Annotated in this window: 14 protein-coding genes and 1 riboswitch; all 14 genes read right to left on the bottom strand. The window is 72.4% G+C overall.

The window, feature by feature from the left end:
* Positions 1 to 30: 30 nt before the first annotated feature.
* Positions 31 to 1338, bottom strand: coding sequence for an SAM-dependent methyltransferase (locus IH50_RS0131460; protein ID WP_030869992.1), 1308 nt, complete (start codon positions 1336 to 1338; stop codon positions 31 to 33).
* Positions 1339 to 1583: 245 nt separating this feature from the next.
* The gene (locus IH50_RS0131455) at positions 1584 to 2975 is read right to left on the bottom strand and encodes an NAD(P)/FAD-dependent oxidoreductase (protein ID WP_078914156.1); all 1392 of its coding nucleotides are present in this window, start codon (positions 2973 to 2975) and stop codon (positions 1584 to 1586) included.
* Between the two features lie 442 nt (positions 2976 to 3417).
* The gene (locus tag IH50_RS0131450; protein ID WP_030869986.1) at positions 3418 to 4359 is read right to left on the bottom strand and encodes a Ppx/GppA phosphatase family protein; all 942 of its coding nucleotides are present in this window, start codon (positions 4357 to 4359) and stop codon (positions 3418 to 3420) included.
* Positions 4356 to 4889 carry a DUF501 domain-containing protein gene (locus tag IH50_RS0131445; protein WP_030869983.1) on the bottom strand — a complete coding sequence of 178 codons (534 nt, stop codon included), beginning with the start codon at positions 4887 to 4889 and terminating at the stop codon, positions 4356 to 4358. Before IH50_RS0131445 ends, IH50_RS0131450 begins: the two co-directional genes overlap by 4 nt.
* A 30-nt stretch (positions 4890 to 4919) precedes the next feature.
* Entirely contained in the window at positions 4920 to 5396 is a 477-nt protein-coding gene (locus tag IH50_RS0131440; RefSeq protein ID WP_030869980.1) for an FtsB family cell division protein, read from the bottom strand.
* A gap of 115 nt (positions 5397 to 5511) precedes the next feature.
* On the bottom strand, positions 5512 to 6801 hold the full coding sequence (eno, locus tag IH50_RS0131435) for a phosphopyruvate hydratase (protein ID WP_030869977.1): 1290 nt from the start codon (positions 6799 to 6801) through the stop codon (positions 5512 to 5514).
* 234 nt (positions 6802 to 7035) lie between these two features.
* Entirely contained in the window at positions 7036 to 7758 is a 723-nt protein-coding gene (locus tag IH50_RS0131430) for a transglycosylase family protein (RefSeq protein ID WP_030869975.1), read from the bottom strand.
* A gap of 3 nt (positions 7759 to 7761) precedes the next feature.
* A riboswitch (cyclic di-AMP (ydaO/yuaA leader) is annotated at positions 7762 to 7930 on the bottom strand.
* A 205-nt stretch (positions 7931 to 8135) separates the two neighbouring features.
* Positions 8136 to 9176, bottom strand: a complete 1041-nt coding sequence (locus IH50_RS0131425) for a transglycosylase family protein (RefSeq protein WP_030869973.1) — start codon at positions 9174 to 9176, stop codon at positions 8136 to 8138.
* 202 nt (positions 9177 to 9378) lie between these two features.
* On the bottom strand, positions 9379 to 10641 hold the full coding sequence (locus tag IH50_RS0131420) for a cytochrome P450 family protein (RefSeq protein WP_030869971.1): 1263 nt from the start codon (positions 10639 to 10641) through the stop codon (positions 9379 to 9381).
* A gap of 180 nt (positions 10642 to 10821) precedes the next feature.
* The gene (locus IH50_RS0131415; protein WP_030869969.1) at positions 10822 to 11823 is read right to left on the bottom strand and encodes a nucleoside triphosphate pyrophosphohydrolase; all 1002 of its coding nucleotides are present in this window, start codon (positions 11821 to 11823) and stop codon (positions 10822 to 10824) included.
* A gap of 59 nt (positions 11824 to 11882) precedes the next feature.
* Positions 11883 to 12530, bottom strand: coding sequence for a SurA N-terminal domain-containing protein (locus IH50_RS0131410; protein WP_030869968.1), 648 nt, complete (start codon positions 12528 to 12530; stop codon positions 11883 to 11885).
* Between the two features lie 158 nt (positions 12531 to 12688).
* Positions 12689 to 14185: a serine/threonine-protein kinase gene (locus IH50_RS0131405; protein ID WP_267883283.1), complete on the bottom strand. Its 1497-nt coding sequence runs from the start codon at positions 14183 to 14185 to the stop codon at positions 12689 to 12691.
* A gap of 38 nt (positions 14186 to 14223) precedes the next feature.
* Entirely contained in the window at positions 14224 to 14871 is a 648-nt protein-coding gene (locus IH50_RS0131400) for a membrane protein (protein ID WP_030869962.1), read from the bottom strand.
* Between the two features lie 172 nt (positions 14872 to 15043).
* A partial coding sequence (locus IH50_RS0131395) for an N-6 DNA methylase (RefSeq protein WP_030869958.1) occupies positions 15044 to 16683 on the bottom strand: 1640 nt, incomplete at its 5' end.

The following is a 16683-nucleotide window of genomic DNA, read 5'->3' as shown; positions in this document are numbered from 1 at the left end:
CCGGCCCTTCGCGTCGGGTGCGGACCGGGCTCAGCCGGGCGTGCCCCACACGCGGGACCGCAACGGCATCCCGGAGGCGCCGGAGTCGGGCGTCCTGACGGCGAGGACCTGGTTGACGCCGATGCGGTTGCGTTCGAAGGCGAGGGCGGAGGCGGCCATGTACAGCAGCCAGACGCGGGCCCGTCCCGGGCCGGCGAGCGACACCGCGCGGGCCCAGTCGGCCTCCAGGTTCGCCACCCAGCGGCGCAGGGTGAGCGCGTAGTGCTCGCGGATCGACTCGACGTCGCGCACCTCGAAGCCGGAACGTTCCAGCAGGGACACCGTGGTGCCCAGCGGGGCGAGTTCGCCGTCGGGGAAGACGTAGGCGTCGATGAAGGGGTCCACCTGGTACGACGTCTCGTCCCGCTGCGGGCGGCGCGCGATCTGGTGGTTCAGCAGCCGTCCGCCCGGCTTGAGGAGGCGGTGCAGGACGGTGGCGTACTCCAGGTAGCGCTCGGAGCCGACGTGTTCGGCCATGCCGATGGAGGAGACGGCGTCGTACGGGCCGTCCGTGACGTCGCGGTAGTCCTGGACGCGGATCTCGACGCGGTCGGTCAGGCCCTCGTCGGCGACGTGCTTGCGGGCGTAGGCGGCCTGTTCGTGGGAGAGGGTGACGCCGACGACGTTCACGCCGTGGTCGCGGGCGGCGTGGACGGCCAGGGAGCCCCAGCCGCAGCCGACGTCCAGCAGGCGCTGACCGGGTTTCAAGGCGAGCTTGCGGGCGACGAGTCCGAGTTTGTCGTGCTGGGCCTGTTCGAGGGTGCCCCGCGGGGGCGGGGCGGGCCAGTAGGCGCAGGAGTACACCATGGACGGGCCGAGGACGATCTCGTAGAAGTCGTTGCCGACGTCGTAGTGGTGGCTGACGGCGCGCCGGTCGCTGTGCCTGGTGTGCAGGCCGCGGCGGGGGCGGCGGGCCTCCTCGCGGGGCGGGGCGGGCGGCAGCGGGAGGCCGGCGAGGACGATCAGTCCGCGGGCGGCGGAGCGGAAGGCGGGGTCGCGCAGGGCCTGGGCGAGGGTACGGGCGTCCTCACCGCGCTCCCAGACGAAGCCGGCGAGCCGGTCGAGGACGGTGTAGAGGTCGCCCTCGACGGTGAGGTCACCGGCCACCCAGGCACGGGCGAGACCGAGTTCGCCCGGCTTGAAGAGCAGGTGGCGCAGGGCCCGGCGGTTGCGTACGACCAGGGCCGGGGCGTCCGGGGGACCGGCCTGTGAGCCGTCCCAGGCGCGGACGCGGACGGGGAGGGGGGCGTTGATCAGCTGTTCGACGTGACCTTTCAGCCGCGAGGCGGCGTCCGGCATGGTGTACACCTCCGTGACGGGGAATCCCGGAATGTCCTCCTCACATAAGCACTTGAGGGCGGATCGGTAATCCCCGGCACGCGTCGTTCCTGGGCAAAACGCCGGATCGCACACGCGGGAGCGAGCCCTGTGGGCTTCGCCCTTCCGGCTCAGCGAGCCGGAAGGGGCCCGCCGGCCCCCGGAAACGCCGAAGGGGCCGCCCGCACCACGGATGGCGGGTGGCCCCTTCGGAGGGTGACCGGAGGTCAGGAAGCCTTGGCCTCGGTCTTCTTCGGTTCCTGCTGGGCGGCGGCCGGAGCCGGCGCCGGCTTCGCGGCCTCGTAGAACTCCTCGCGCGGCGACTCGATCGCGCCCAGGGACACGACCTCACGCTTGAGGAACATGCCGAGGGTCCAGTCGGCGAAGACGCGGATCTTGCGGTTCCAGGTCGGCATGGCCATGCCGTGGTAGCCGCGGTGCATGTACCAGGCGAGCCGGCCCTTGAGCTTGATCTTCATCTTGCCCATGACGATCATCGCCACGCCCTTGTGCAGGCCGAGGCCCGCCACCGCGCCCTTGTTGGCGTGGCGGTACTTCTTCTGCGGGAAGCCCCGCATGCCGGAGACCACGTTGTCGCCGAGGACCTTGGCCTGGCGCAGCGCGTGCTGGGCGTTCGGCGGGCACCAGGCGTTCTCGTTGCCGGCGTCGCGGCCCACGAGGTCCGGGACCTGGGCGTTGTCGCCCGCGGCCCAGATGTAGTCGGTGCCCTTGACCTGGAGCGTCGGCTCGGTGTCGACGTGACCGCGCGGGCCCAGCGGCAGGCCGAAGCGGGACAGCACCGGGTTCGGCTTGACGCCCGCCGTCCACACGATCGTGTGGGAGTCGACCTCGAGGCCGTTCTTCAGCACCACGTGGCCGTCGACGCAGGAGTCCATCGACGTGGACAGGTAGACCTCGACGCCGCGGCCCTCGAGGTGCTCCTTGCCGTACGCGCCGAGCTTGGGACCGACCTCGGGGAGGATCTTGTCGGCGGCGTCGACGAGGATGAAGCGCATGTCCTCACGGGACACGTTCTTGTAGTACTTGGCCGCGTCCCGGGCCATGTCCTCGACCTCGCCGATGGTCTCCGCGCCGGCGAAGCCGCCGCCCACGAAGACGAAGGTGAGCGCCTTGCGCCGGATCTCCTCGTCCGTGGTGGAGTCGGCCTTGTCGAGCTGCTCGAGGACGTGGTTGCGCAGGCCGATGGCCTCCTCGATGCCCTTCATGCCGATGCCCTGCTCGGCGAGGCCGGGGATCGGGAAGGTGCGGGAGACCGCGCCCATCGCGATGACCAGGTAGTCGAAGGGCAGCTCGTACGCCTCGCCGACCAGCGGCGCGACGGTGGCGACCTTGCGGTCCTGGTCGATGGTGGTGACCCGGCCGGTGAGGACCTCCGCCTTGGGAAGCACGCGTCGCAGGGGTACGACGACGTGCCGGGGGGAGATGCTGCCGGCGGCGGCTTCGGGGAGGAAGGGCTGGTAGGTCATGTACGACCGCGGGTCGACGACGGTGACGGTCGCCTCGCCGTAACGCATCTTCTTCTGGATGCGCCGAGCTGCGTACAGGCCTACGTACCCACCGCCTACTACGAGGATCCTGGGACGCTCCGTGGTGCTCATGCCATCGAGTATCCACCCGCTTCAGGGGGGTACCTCGTGCGCCCCTTCACAAGCTTCGACAGGGCCTGTGTTACCATCCCGCGTTTCTTGATCCAGATCACAGCGCGAAACGGGAACCGGCACCCCGCACGGGACGTTGTCAATGCCGCGTGAGCTGCCTCTCTGCCGGTCGAGCGGTGCTGTGAGACCGGCCGCCGAAGCCGTACGATGCCCTCTGGCGAGACACCTGCCCTCACCTTCTGAACGTGTTCAAAGGGGTGTTGAGGGCCCGAATGGGTCAACCGGGATCAGTTCTTCGTTCTCCCGGGGCCAATTCCTTGTGAAGAACTTCACGAACTTTCCCGGCGGAGCCCCGCCGAGGGGCCCCGAAGGGCCCCCGGACACCGCTCAAACGCTGCCCCGACTGCTCAGTGGAGTGCCGCTGACCAGTGACGAAGGGGAGCTAAGCCACGGACCAGGCGATGCCGTCGAGGATGTCGTGCTCCGACACCACGACCTCCTCCGCGCCGATCCGCTCCATGATCGCCAGGAGGACCAGGGCCCCGGCGCCGATCACGTCGACCCGGCCCGGGTGCATGGAGGGCACCGCCGCGCGCTCGGCGTGGGTGGAGCGCAGCAGCCACTCGGTGATCTCGCGGACGCGGTCGCGGGAGATCCGGGAGTGGTGGATGGCCGTCGAGTCGTACGCGGGCAGGTCCTGCGCGATCGCCGACACGGTCGTGACCGAGCCGGCCAGGCCGACCAGGGTGTGCGCCTCGCGCAGCGGAACCGTCTCCTCGGCGTGGTCGAGGGCGGCCTCGATGTCGGCGCGCATCGCCGCGATCTGCTCCTCCGTCGGCGGGTCCGTCACGGCGCCGTCCCGCACCAGGTGCCGCTCGGTCATCCGTACGCAGCCGACGTCCACGGAGCGGGCGGCGCGCACGTGGTCGTCGCCCACGACGAACTCGGTCGAGCCGCCGCCGATGTCCACGACCAGGAACGGGCGGCGCAGATCGGCTCGGCCCGTCAGCTCCTTGGTGGCTCCGGTGAAGGAGAACTCGGCCTCCTGGTCACCGGTGATGACCTCGGGCTCCACGCCCAGGATGTCCACCACCCCGCGCACGAACGCGTCGCGGTTCCCGGCGTCGCGGGAGGCGGAGGTGGCGACGAAGCGCAGGCGCTCCGCCCCGTGCTCCTTGATGACCTCCGCGTACTCGCGGCAGGCGGCGAAGGTCCGCTCCAGCGCCTCGGGCGCCAGCCGGCCCGTACGGTCGACGCCCTGACCGAGCCGTACGATCGTCATACGGCGGTCCAGATCGGTGAGTTCACCGGTCTCCGGGTCCACGTCGGCCACCAGCAGCCGGATGGAGTTCGTCCCGCAGTCGATGGCGGCGACCCGGTTCACCGGCCGTCCTCCTTCTCGGGCAGCGTCACGCAGGCGCCCTTGCGCCACCACTCGGGCAGCATCGCCAGCGCCTCGTCGCCCAGCGGGTTGACGCCGGGGCCCGCGGCCAGCGAGTGGGCGACCAGCACGTGCAGGCACTTCACCCGGTCGGGCATGCCGCCCGCGCTGGGGAAGTTCTTGAGCTCCTGGATCTCGTCGCGGCGCCGGATGTAGTCCTCGTGCGCCGCGCGGTACGCGGCCGCCAGCTCCGGGTCGGTGGCCAGCCGCTCCGTCATCTCCCTCATCACGCCGTTCGCCTCCAGCGTCCCGATCGCGGAGTTCGCCTTCGGGCAGGTGAGGTAGTAGAGCGTCGGGAAGGGGGTGCCGTCGGGCAGCCTCGGCGCGGTCTCCACGACGTCCGGCTGTCCGCAGGGGCAGCGGTGCGCGATGGCGCGCAGCCCGCGCGGGGGCCGCCCGAGCTGCTGCTTGAAGGCCTCGACGTCCGCGTCGGTGGGCTCGGTGCGCGGAGTCGTGGGCGGGGGCGTTTCCATACGTGTCTTTCTACGGCTTTCTGCAAAGGGTCACTGGCCGGCGGCGTCGGCCTGGTCGACGCCGTCCCAGACGTTCGCGTACCAGGGGCGGTCGGCGGCGTCGAGATCCGCGCGGGACTGCTTCGCGGTACCCGGGTCGATGACGATGTAGCCGGTCTCGCCGGGCAGGACGTAATGCAGCCGCCTGCGGATCTCCTGCTCGGCGTACGCGTCGTCCTGCCAGCGGGCCTTCATGTCGCGCAGCCGTTCGACCCGTTGGCGGGCCTCGTCCTGCTCCTGCTGGAGGTCGGCGATGTCCGCGCGCTGGGAGACGTACTGCCGCATGGGGTAGGCGAGGGCGACGATCAGCGAGCAGACCACCAGGGCGAGCAGCGCCGCCCGGCCGGTCAGCCGGGAGCGGCGGGCCTGGCGCTTGGTCTGCGAGCGGTAGACCCGGGCGGCGGTCTGCTCACCGATCAGCCGGATCCTGGTCGCGGTGGAGAAACGGTCCCGGTCCTTGACCGCCATGGTTCCGCCTCTCGTTCACCGTCCTACGCGTGTACGTCCCCGCACACGGTACGGGACCGGGTACGGGGACGTACGTACGACGCCGCCTTACGGGGCGGGTCAGCCCTTGCTGTGCTTACTGGTTCGCAGAGCGAAACCGGGGGAACGCGCTGCGGCCGGCGTACACCGCCGCGTCGTCGAGGATCTCCTCGATGCGCAGGAGCTGGTTGTACTTGGCGACGCGCTCGGAGCGGGCCGGGGCGCCGGTCTTGATCTGGCCGCAGTTGGTGGCGACGGCCAGGTCGGCGATGGTGACGTCCTCGGTCTCGCCGGAGCGGTGGGACATCATGCACTTGAAGCCGTTGCGCTGGGCCAGCTCGACGGCGTCCAGGGTCTCGGTCAGCGAGCCGATCTGGTTGACCTTGACCAGCAGGGCGTTGGCGGCGCCCTCCTCGATGCCGCGGGCGAGGCGCTCGGGGTTGGTGACGAACAGGTCGTCGCCGACGAGCTGGACCTTGTCACCGAGCTTGGCGGTGATGGTCTTCCAGCCCTCCCAGTCGTCCTCGAACAGCGGGTCCTCGATGGAGACGAGCGGGTACGCGTCGACGAGCTCCGCGTAGTACTCGGTCATCTCGGCCGCCGAGCGCTCCTTGCCCTCGAAGGTGTAGACGCCGTCCTTGTAGAACTCGGACGCGGCGACGTCGAGCGCGAGGGCGATCTGCTCGCCGGGGGTGTAGCCGGCCTCCTTGATCGCCTCGAGGATGAGGTCGAGGGCCTCGCGGTTGGAGCCGAGGTTCGGGGCGAAGCCGCCCTCGTCGCCGAGGCCGGTGGCCAGGCCCTTGCCCTTCAGGACCTTCTTCAGCGTGTGGTAGACCTCGGCGCCCCAGCGCAGGGCCTCGGAGAAGGACTCCGCGCCGATCGGGGCGATCATGAACTCCTGGATGTCCACGTTGGAGTCGGCGTGCGAGCCGCCGTTCAGGATGTTCATCATCGGCACCGGCAGCAGGTGCGCGTTGGGGCCGCCCAGGTAGCGGAAGAGCGGGAGGTCGCTGGCCTCGGAGGCGGCGTGGGCGACGGCGAGCGAGACGCCGAGGATGGCGTTGGCGCCGAGCGAGCCCTTGTTGTCGGTGGCGTCCAGGTCGAACATCGCCTGGTCGATCAGGCGCTGCTCGGTGGCGTCGTAGCCGACGAGCTCCGGGCCGATCTGCTCGATGACGGCCAGGACGGCCTTCTCGACACCCTTGCCCAGGTAACGGCCGGCATCGCCGTCACGGAGTTCGATGGCCTCGAAGGCGCCGGTGGAGGCGCCGGACGGGACGGCGGCACGACCCGTGCTGCCGTCGTCGAGGCCGACCTCGACCTCGACCGTGGGGTTGCCTCGGGAGTCCAGGATTTCCCGGGCTACGACGACGTCGATGGACGGCACGAGCATCTCCTTCTTGGATGTGACGCGGGTGGGCAGGACCCCGGAGGGTCTTGCGAGTCCGAGCCTAACCGGCCCGGGGCGATCGGGCCGCCGGTCGCCCGTCCCGTGGACAGAACCGAGAGTAAATTGTTTCCGAACGGAACAAAACCGTTTCAGGAAAACCGGCCGTGAAAAACCCCGCCCCGGCGCGTACGGGGGAAAACGCACCGGGGCGGGGGGCAGGGAGGCAGCCGCTTACTTGAGGTGCAGCTGCTGGCCCGGGTAGATGAGGTCGGCGTCGTCGACGATGTCGTCGTTCAGCTCGAACAGCTCGGCCCAGCCGCCCTCGACGTCGTGCTCGGCGGCGATGGAGCTGAGGGTGTCGCCCTTGACGACCTTGTACTCGCCGTCGCCCTTCTCGACCTTCTCGCCGGTCGGGGTGGTGACGGTCTTCTTCTCGGCCTTCGGCTCGGCCTTCTGCTCGGTCTTCTGCTCGGCGGCCGGGCGCTCGGCGGAGCGGGAGGCCTTCTGCCCGGTCTCACGGGTCTCCGTGGAACCGGTGCTCTGCGAGGAGCCCGAGCCGTTCGCGGAGGAGCCGCTGTAGGCGGCGCCGGACAGGCCCGTGCCGCAGACCGGCCAGGCGCCCTTGCCCTGGCCCGCGAGGACCTTCTCGGCGATCTCGATCTGCTGGGCCTTGCTGGCCCGGTCGGCGGTGGAGGCGTACTGCGTGCCGCCGTACGCGGCCCAGGTGGAGGCGGAGAACTGCAGGCCGCCGTAGTAACCGTTGCCGGTGTTGATGGACCAGTTGCCGCCGGACTCGCACTGGGCGACGGTGTCCCACTCGGAGGCGGTGGCGGCGGAGGCGCTGCCGGCCGCCATCAGCGGGGCGGCGACGGCGGCGGAGGTGACACCGGCGACGGCGATCGCGCGGGTGGCCTTGGACGGACGGCGGTGCTTGCCCTTGCCGGAAAACAGCATGGTGGATCCCCTCACCGACGCCTGCGAGGTGAGCTGTCGGGTTCGGGCCGGTTGAGTTGCCCGGCCACGTCCCTCACGGGACGCGGCTTCACCCCAAGCCCGATCCGGTGTCAATCACCGGAAGGGGCGCTTACCTTGGGTCCCCCGCTCCTGCCTACGGCGCATGACGCGACGACTGTTCCCGTGCTGCCACTGGCAGGATTCGGCGTGGCGGCAGCCGGGGCCCGCGGTGGCGAGCGGTCACGACCGTAGGCACGCGATCCGCGGAATTTCAAAGACGATCAGGGCCTCTGAGACCTATCTCTCACAGTCTTTAAACCGGACATTCGTCGCGAAACATGACGTCAACTGTCGCCGCGTCCAGGCCTTTTCGGGCGTCACTTTTCGTCCGGTTCGACCCCGACCTCGAGCTCCTGACCCGGCAGGATGAGGTCCGGGTCGGCGCCGACGACCTGCTCGTTCTCGGCGTAGAGCGACCGCCATCCGCCGTTCAGCTCAAGGGAGTCGGCGATGGACGAGAGGCTGTCGCCGGTGCGCACGGTGTACGAGCCGTCGGCGGCATCGCGCGAGGCGTCGGTGCCGCGCGAGGCATGCCGGCCGGACGCTTCCGACGTACGGTCCTCCGCCTCACCCTCCTCGGCGGTGACGCCGCGGTGGCGGCCGGTGCCGGTGCCTTCGGTGTCGGTGACCTCGGAAGAGCCGGTGGTCTGCCCGGACTTGTCCGACTCATCACTCTTGGGGGCGGCCGAGGCGGAGGGGGAGGCGCCGGATCCGTCGCCGGAGCCGGTGTCCGAATCCGTGCCCGAGTCGCTCGACTTGTCGGACTTGGCCGATTCACCGGCCGTACCCTCGCCGTTCCCCGCCCCTTCCGCGCCGGACGACGGGTCGGACGTGGCCGACGGGGAGGACGAAGCGGACGAATCACCGGAGCCCGACGATCCGGACGAGTCCGAGGAGTCGGACGACCGGGAAGAGCGGGAGGAGCCGGACGTGCCCGAGGTCGAGTCCTCCGCCACGCCCGTGTCGATGTCGGCCGACGCCGAGTCCTGGTTCAGGCCCGCCGTCAGTCCGCAGGTGCGCCACGCGCCGACCCCCTGGTCGGCGAGGATTCTCTCGGCCACGGCTATCTGCTGGCCGCGGCTGGCCTGGTCGGGGCTGGTCGCGTAGTCCAGTCCGCCGTAGTTCTCCCAGTCGTCCTGGGTCAACTGCAGGCCGCCGTAGTAGCCGTTGCCGGTGTTCTGGCTCCACGAGCCGCCGGACTCGCACTCGGCGACCCGGTCCCAGGTCGCGCCGTCGGCCGCGCTGGCGCTGCCGGCCCCGAGGAGCGGGATCGCGATGGCGGAGCCGGTCACCCCGGCCGCGACGAGGAGGGCCGGAGCCTGGCGGGGGCGGCGGTGCCGACCGTTCCCGGAGAGCATGCGGAGACCTTTCGCAAGACAGCAATGACCGGCGCGGCGAACGGAAACCGAACCGATGCACCGCACTTGATGGGTGAACGTATCCGCAGACGATCACTTGTCACAAGTTCATGCCGCGCAGATCACGTGAAGATCACAGAGTTGAACGCGTGTCATGTTTGCGCTGGTCCGCTCGGGGGCACAGCGGGCGGCCGCCCGGCCGTCACGTCCGCGGAGGGGTGAACTCCACCGGGAGCGTGCGCAGTCCGCGCATGATGAGCCCGCCCCGCCAGCGGAGTTCGGCCGGTTCCGCCGCGAGCCGCAGGTCCGGCAGACGGGTCAGCAGGGTGGCGAGCGCGGTCCGGCCCTCCAGGCGGGCCAGCGGTGCGCCCAGGCAGTAGTGGATGCCGTGGCCGTATCCCAGATGCTGGTTGTCGCGCCGGCCGAGGTCGAGCACGTCGGGGCCGGCGAACCGCTCCGGGTCCCGGTCCGCGGCGGCGAGCACGACGAGGACGGGGTCGCCGGCCGCGATGCGCTGCCCGCCGATGGTGACCGGCTCGGTGGCGAACCGCCAGGTGGCGAGCTCCACGGGACCGTCGTACCGCAGGAGCTCCTCGACCCCGGTCTCCAGCAGCCCGTGCTCCCCGGCGGCGAGGGACCGCTGCAGGCGGTCGCGCTGTCCGGGGTGGGTGAGCAGGGCGTAGGTGCCGTTGCCGATGAGGTTGACGGTGGTCTCGAAACCGGCGAACAGCAGGATGAACGCCATGGCGGCGGCCTCGTTCTCGGTGAGGTGCTCACCGTGGTCGGAGGCGCGGATGAGGCCGGAGATGAGGTCCTCGCCGGGGGCGGGTTCGGCGGGAAGCACCTCGCGCTTGCGGTGGATCAGCTCGGCGAGGTAGCCGCGCATCTTCTTCACCGACCGGGCGACCCCGCCGCGCGGGCCCCCGCCGTGCCGGATCATCATGCCCGCCCAGTCCCGGAAGTCGTCCTGGTCCTCGCGCGGGACGCCGAGCAGGTCGCAGATGGCGTAGATGGGGAGGGGGAAGGCGAACTCGTGGATGAGGTCGGCGGAGCCGCGGTCCGCGAACCGGTCGATGAGCCCGTCGGTGAGCTCCTGCACGCGGGGCGCGAACTCGGCGACCCGGCGCGGGGTAAACGCCTTGCTGACCAGCCGCCGCAGCCGGGTGTGGTCCGGCGGGTCGATGTTCAGCAGATGCGTCATCAGCTCCGCCTGGCGCTCCCCGGGGATACCGGTCCTGCCCTTGGCGTGCGCGGGCTCGTCGTGGTGCGCGGGGTTCTTGGACAGCCGGTTGTCGGCGAGCGTCTGCTTGGCATCGGCGTACCGCGTGACCAGCCACGCCTCCACCCCGCTGGGCAGCCGGGTGCGGTGCACGGGGGCGTGCTCACGCAGCCAGGCGTAGGCGGGGTAGGGATCGGCGGCGAACTCCCAGGTGAAGAGTTCGGGGGTGCGGGGCTGGTCATGCATGCGGCGACCCTAACGGGCGGCGCGGCGGAGCTCCGGTGGCCGGGGTCGTCCGCGGGTGCGTGGCGGTTCTCCGCGCCCTTTCAGGGGCGCGGGGAACCGCGCGAAGGGGGTCTGGGGGCGTGGCCCCGGGGACGGGGCGGCGGGGGCCGAACCCTCCTGCCCGCTCCCCCGCTCCCCCGCTCAGCCCTCGCCCCGACCACCCTCCGTAGCCCGTATCGCGTCGCGGTAAACACGCGCGGCCGCCCGCAACGCCGCCTCCGGATCCACCCCCTCCGCCTCCGCGCGGACCGCCAGGGCGAGCAGTTCGTAGCCGATGCCCTCGCCCGTGGGGAGGGGCACGGAGAGGCCGGCGGTGCGGACGCGGGACGCCAGTTTCGCGGTGAGGGCGAGGGCGGGCTGGCCGAGGGGGACGCCGTCGGTCACGGACTCGCGCCGCTTCTCGACCGCCTTCGTGCGCAGCCAGTGTTCCTTGACGTCCTCGGGGGTCTCGGCCGTCTCGTCGCCGAAGACGTGCGGGTGGCGGTGGATGAGCTTGGCGACGATCCCGCCGGCCACGTCGTCGACCGAGAAGGGGGCGTCCGGGTCCTCCTCCGCTATCCGCGCGTGGAAGACGACCTGGAGGAGTACGTCCCCCAGCTCCTCGCGCAGCTCGTCCCGGTCGCCCTCCTCGATGGCCTCGACGAGTTCGTAGGCCTCCTCAATGCCGTACTTCGCCAGCCCCTTGTGGGTCTGCCGCGACGACCACGGGCACTCCGCGCGGATGCGGTCCATGACCTGGACGAGGTCGAGCAGCCGGGCGCCCGGCAGGTCGTAGGAGGCGGGCAGCAGTTCCAGCTCGGGCATCCGCACCCTGCCGCTCCCGGCCAGCCGGGCCAGCCCGTCGGTCAGGGCGGGGTCGCCCTCGCCGGTGGCGACGACCACCACCGTCCGCCCGCCGGCGCAGGCGTCGACGATCTCCTCGGCGGTCGGTGCCGCCTCCTCGACCGGTGTTCCCGCCTCCCGCAGATAGGGGAGCTGCGGGTGGGCGCCGTCCGCGCACAGCACCCTGTCGGCCGCGCGCAGGGCCTGCCAGGCCGGCCAGGACAGCAGGCCGGGGGCGACGCGGTGGCTGGTGGTGAGCAGGACGACGCGGCCGGGGCCGGGGGCCTGGCCGGCGGCGGTTTCGGGACTCGTGGCGTTCACCCCCCGAACGTAACGCACGGCACCGGGTGCCCCAGGAGTTGTCCACAGGGGGCGGCGGGTCAGAGGGTCTGGGGCATCCCGGCCGCCGTGACCTCCCGTACCCACGGTGTCTTCGCGTCGACCCGGCTGCTCTTCTCGACGTCCCAGTCGCCGTAGCGCGGGTTGAGGTCGACGTCGAGCTTCTCGCCCGCCTTCGACAGCGCCTGCCAGAACTCGGGCCGGCTGGTGTCGGTGCCGAGCCGCTGGGCGAGCTTCTGGGCCTGGATCTGGAGGCGGAAGTTGGCGTCGAGGCGCCGCGGCGGGATGCCGTACTGCTGCAGCCAGGCCGTCTCCAGCGCCTTCGCGCCGCCGGCCTGCTGCTCCAGACCGGCCCGCATCCGCTGGACCTCGCGGTCCGTGACCGTCACGCCGGCGTCCCGCGCGGCGCGCTCCAGCACCCGGTCCAGGACCATGCTGTGCAGGGTGTCGCGGGTGAGGCTGCCGGTGCGGGCGATGGCCTGCTGGTACTGGGCGTCGTCCGGTACGGCCGCCCGCTGGGCCGCGCGGACCTCGTCGACCCTGTTCTCCAGCTGCGAGACGGTGATCCGCTCGCCGCCGACGACGGCTGCCGCACCGGGGTGCGCGTCGTTCCCGCAGGCGGTGAGCAGGGGCGCCGCTGCGGCGATCGCGGCGGTGAGGAGGAGCGCGGTGCGACGGCGGCGGTGCAAGGAGACCTCCTGAGGAGAGCTTGTGCGGCGGTGCACAAAGTCTTGCGGTGATCGATGGTAGGCATCGGCCAAGCTCTGGCCAACCCATTCGACCAACGATTCACGAGGACTTCCGGCACCGGCGTCCGCCCCGTACGGCGCAGCGGCCCGCCGTCCCGCTATCCGCGCACCTGTCCCAGCCACTGCAGCGTCCGCCGGATGTCGGCGGCCAGCGGGTGCCCCGGTCCCTGCACGCGCTCCACGTCGTGCAGCAGCCGCACCAGCGTGTCGTGCGCGGCGGCCCGGTCGCCCAGGGCGAGCAGCAGATGGCCGATGCGGCGGCGCACGTCGTGGGCGAGCTGCGGGTCGCCGGCGGCCACGTACTGGTTCTCGTAGTACGCCAGCAGCGCCCGGTACTCGGCGAGCGCCGCCGCGGGTTCGCCGAGCTGCTCCAGGCACTGGGCGGCCTCGTAGCGGTGGCGCAGGGACTGCGGGTCGGCCTGGCCGGCCTCGGCGGCGCGTTCGTCGGCGAGGCGGCGCAGTTCGGGCAGGGCGCGCCGGTACTGGCCGTCGTCCAGGAGGGTGGCCGCGTACTGCTTGCGCAGGGTGCGCACGACCGGCGAGTGCTCGCCGTGCTGCTCGGCGGCGACGGGCAGGATCGAGCCGAGGATGTCGACCGCCTGGGTGATGCGGCCCTCGCCGAGCAGCCGTTTCACCTCGTCCACGGCGGCGGCGACGTCGGCCTTCTCCGCCGCGGGCGCGGGCGGCGCGGCGGGGGCCGGCTGGGGAGCGGGGGTGCGGGCGCGGTCCGGCCAGGGGGCGTGCGGGCGCAGGAAGGGGCGGGTGGGGTCCAGGGGTGCGCCGGTGGGCGTTCCCCGCGCGGGGAGGAGCCGCGCCAGGTGTTCGTAGACCTCCTGCGCGGAGTCCGGGCGGTGCTGCGGGTCCTTGGCGAGCAGGCTCAGCACCAGGGTCTCCAGGGCCTCGGGGACCTCGGGGCGGATCCGGCGCACGGGCACCGGCGGCTCGTACAGGTGCCGGTGCAGCACGCCGAGTGCCGTGGAGCCCGCGAACGGCACGTCGCCGCTGAGCAGTTCGTGCATCAGCACCCCGAGCGCGTACAGGTCCGTGTACGGGCCGACCGCGCCGCCCATCGCCTGCTCGGGCGCCATGTAGGCGGGCGAGCCGATGGGCGAACCGGTGTGCGTCAGGCGCGTGGTGTCGCTGTCCATGACGGAGGCGACGCCGAGGTCGAGCACGGTGACGGTGCCGTCCTGCTTCACCATCACGTTGCGCGGCTTGAGGTCGCGGTGGACGATCGGCACGGCGTGCACGGCGCTCAGCACGGCGCACAGCTGCGCGGCCACCGCGACCGTCCACTGCCACGGGTACGGGTCGTGTTCGGCGAGGTGGTCGCCGAGGTCGGCGCCGTCGACGTACTGCATGACGAGGAAGAGCTCCTCGCCCTCGCTGCCCGCGTCGTGCACGGTGACCAGGCCGGGGTGGTCGACCTGGGCGGTCACCCGGCACTCGCGCACGAAGCGGCGGCGCAGTTCGTCGGCCTCGTGGCCGGCCACCTTGTCGGGGCGCAGCAGCTTCACCGCCACGCGCCGGTCCAGCCGTTTGTCGTAGGCCGTCCAGACCTGTCCCATGCCGCCCTGCCCGATGAGCGTGGACAGTTCGTAGCGGCCGGCGACGACACGTCCCGTCGTCACGCTCACCTTCCGCCCTCGTGGTTGCCGTGCTGTCCGGGATTGCCGTCCTGGCGGCGCAGGTAGTCGCTGAGTTCGTCCAGCTCGGCGCGGACCTGGTCGATCCGGGCCGGCGGTACGGGGTGCTGCGGCGGCTGCGACGACTGCGGCGGCGGTACGGGGGTGGGGGGCACCGGGGTGTGCGGTATCGGGGTGTGGGGGGCCTGGGGCTGCGGCACCGGCGTGGGCGCGTACGGCGAGCCCTGCTGCGGGTAGCCGTAGGGAGGGTGGACGCCTGCCGGGCCGTGCGCCGTCGTGGCGTGGGGCGACGGCGGGCCGGCGTACGGGTACGGCCGCCGGTGCAGGCGGATGTCCACGGTCAGGTAGTACGCGGCCGAGACCGCGCCGAGGATCAGGACGGCGGCCAGGGCCACGTCGGTCCGGTAGTCCGTCTCCGGCAGCGAACCGACCACCGCAAGGCAGGCTATCGACAGCGGGATGCTCACCCAGGCCGCCGCCCAGTCGAGCGGCCGTCCCCGCAGGAACGCGACCCGGAACAGCGGCACACAGGCCAGCAGTCCGCAGCACAGGACGCCGGCGGCGGCGTACAGCACGCGCTGCGTGATGACCATTGCCGCGCTGGGAGGGGGCGGCGCAGCGCCGTGGCCGTACATGACTGCTCCTGGACAGGTGTAGCCGATGGGAACTCGGAGTCCGAGCGTATAGGCCGACGGCGACAACCGGTCCCCGGATGTACCGAACCGTTGTCGTACCGGGGCGTTCCGGATGCGCGCCGAGGGCCGGCCGGGTCCGGTCGGGGGTTCAGTCGGGGGTCTGGTCGGGGGTTCAGTCGGGGGCGATCGTCCCGTCGGTCAGGCCGTCGTACATCCCGCGGACGAACTGCTCGCCGAGCCGGCCCGCCTGCCCGAGCGCCCGCTCGAACTCGTCCAGGGCCCGGAAGCGGGCGCCGTAGCGCCGCTGTTCGGCCGGTGCGAGCCGGGGCAGCCGCAGCCGGCGCACGTCGAGCCGGGTGGCGGTGGACGCGTGGCTGCTGGCCTGGCGGTGGTTGGCGGTGCCGCGCAGGAACCCGGCGAGGAACCACGCGTCGAGCACTTCCGGGTCGGGGCGCAGCAGCACGAGGTTGCGGCCCAGGGCGGCTCCGGCGGTCGCGTCGTCGATCACCCGCGCGACGGCGCCCCCGCCGAGCACGGGCACGACGACGTCGCCGGGTTCGGTGAGCACCGCTTCCTCGTCGCTCTCCGGAAGGGTGCCGGAGGGGCCGGTTCCGGAGAGTACGTCGTGGTCGGTGAGGACGGGCACGCGCGCGTGGCCGCCGTTTCCGCCCGTACGCATCACCAGGGCGCCCCCGCGCGCGAGTTCGCCGACGGTGGTCAGGGGCGGGCGTCCGGCGGCGGGCGGCGCGGGGTCGGCGGGCGGCGGGGCGAGGCCGGCGGCCAGGCGCAGCGTCTCGCCGAGCCGTTCGCGCACGTCGGTGAGCCGGCCGGTGCCGTCCGTGGCGGCCGGGGGCGGGAGGTGGCGGGCCGGGGTGAGGTCGACGTCGTCGTCGAGGAGTTCGATGACGGGCACGGAGCGGGCCAGTCCGGGCCGTTCGTCGAGCCGGCCGGTCCGGTCGAAGGCGTGCCAGGCGTCGAGGACCGCCTCCCGCATCCCCGGCCAGTCGGGCCCGCCGTGTCCCTCGCCGGCGAACCGCCCGGCGTCGGCGAGCAGCACCTCCGGCTGCACGGGCGCCTGTTCGGGCCGGCGCAGCACCCACAGGTGCAGCGGGATGCTGTACGGGGGAGCGGCACCGGCCGGCAGCGCGACGACGGCGCGCAGCGCGCCCCGGCGCAGCAGGTCGGCCCTGATCCGCCGTCCGGAGCGGCGGGACGCGGCGGCGGGCGGCATCAGCAGCACCGCGATGCCGCCGTCCCGCAGCCGGGCGAGCGCGTGCTGCACCCAGGCCAGCTCGGACTCGGTGCGGGCCGGGAAGCCGTACTCCCAGCGCGGGTCGTAGGCGAGTTCGTCGTGCCCCCAGTTGCGCTCGTTGAACGGCGGGTGGCACAGGACGGCGTCGGCCCGCAGCTCGGGGTGGGCATCGGCGCGCAGGGTGTCGCCGGCGGCGGCGTGTGCGGGGGCGCGGGTGTGCAGGGCGAGGCGGAGCGTGGTGAGGGCGGCGAGTTCGGGGGCGCTGTCCTGGCCGTACAGCCGCCGGCCGGGCCCGTTGCCGGCGGAGCGCAGCAGGGCGCCGGTGCCGCAGGCCGGGTCGAGGACGGTGCGGGCGGTGCCGGCCAGGCCGGCCATGAGAGCGGCGAGGTCGGCGGGGGTGGGCGTGTACTGGCGCGGGTGGGCGTCGAGGTACCGGCCGAGCAGGAACTCGAAGGTGTTCCGGGCGCCGAGTTCGGCGGCGAGGTCGGCGACGGCGCGGAGGAGGGGGGCGGAGGGGAGCAGGTGCTGTCTCTTATACACATCTGACGCTGCCGACGATA

It is taken from the genome of Streptomyces sp. NRRL S-37 (assembly GCF_000721605.1).
GTDB lineage: Bacteria > Actinomycetota > Actinomycetes > Streptomycetales > Streptomycetaceae > Streptomyces.
The sequence above is the reverse complement of the archived record's forward strand: the minus strand, read 5'-3'. Positions and strand labels throughout refer to the sequence as shown.

Coding starts and splice junctions, on each gene's coding strand:
- IH50_RS0131460 (WP_030869992.1), bottom strand. CDS start 1,338: ATGCCGGACGCCGCCTCGCGGCTGAAAGGTCACGTCGAACAGCTGATC.
- IH50_RS0131455 (WP_078914156.1), bottom strand. CDS start 2,975: ATGAGCACCACGGAGCGTCCCAGGATCCTCGTAGTAGGCGGTGGGTAC.
- IH50_RS0131445 (WP_030869983.1), bottom strand. CDS start 4,889: ATGGAAACGCCCCCGCCCACGACTCCGCGCACCGAGCCCACCGACGCG.
- IH50_RS0131440 (WP_030869980.1), bottom strand. CDS start 5,396: ATGGCGGTCAAGGACCGGGACCGTTTCTCCACCGCGACCAGGATCCGG.
- IH50_RS0131430 (WP_030869975.1), bottom strand. CDS start 7,758: ATGCTGTTTTCCGGCAAGGGCAAGCACCGCCGTCCGTCCAAGGCCACC.
- IH50_RS0131425 (WP_030869973.1), bottom strand. CDS start 9,176: ATGCTCTCCGGGAACGGTCGGCACCGCCGCCCCCGCCAGGCTCCGGCC.
- IH50_RS0131420 (WP_030869971.1), bottom strand. CDS start 10,641: ATGCATGACCAGCCCCGCACCCCCGAACTCTTCACCTGGGAGTTCGCC.
- IH50_RS0131400 (WP_030869962.1), bottom strand. CDS start 14,871: ATGTACGGCCACGGCGCTGCGCCGCCCCCTCCCAGCGCGGCAATGGTC.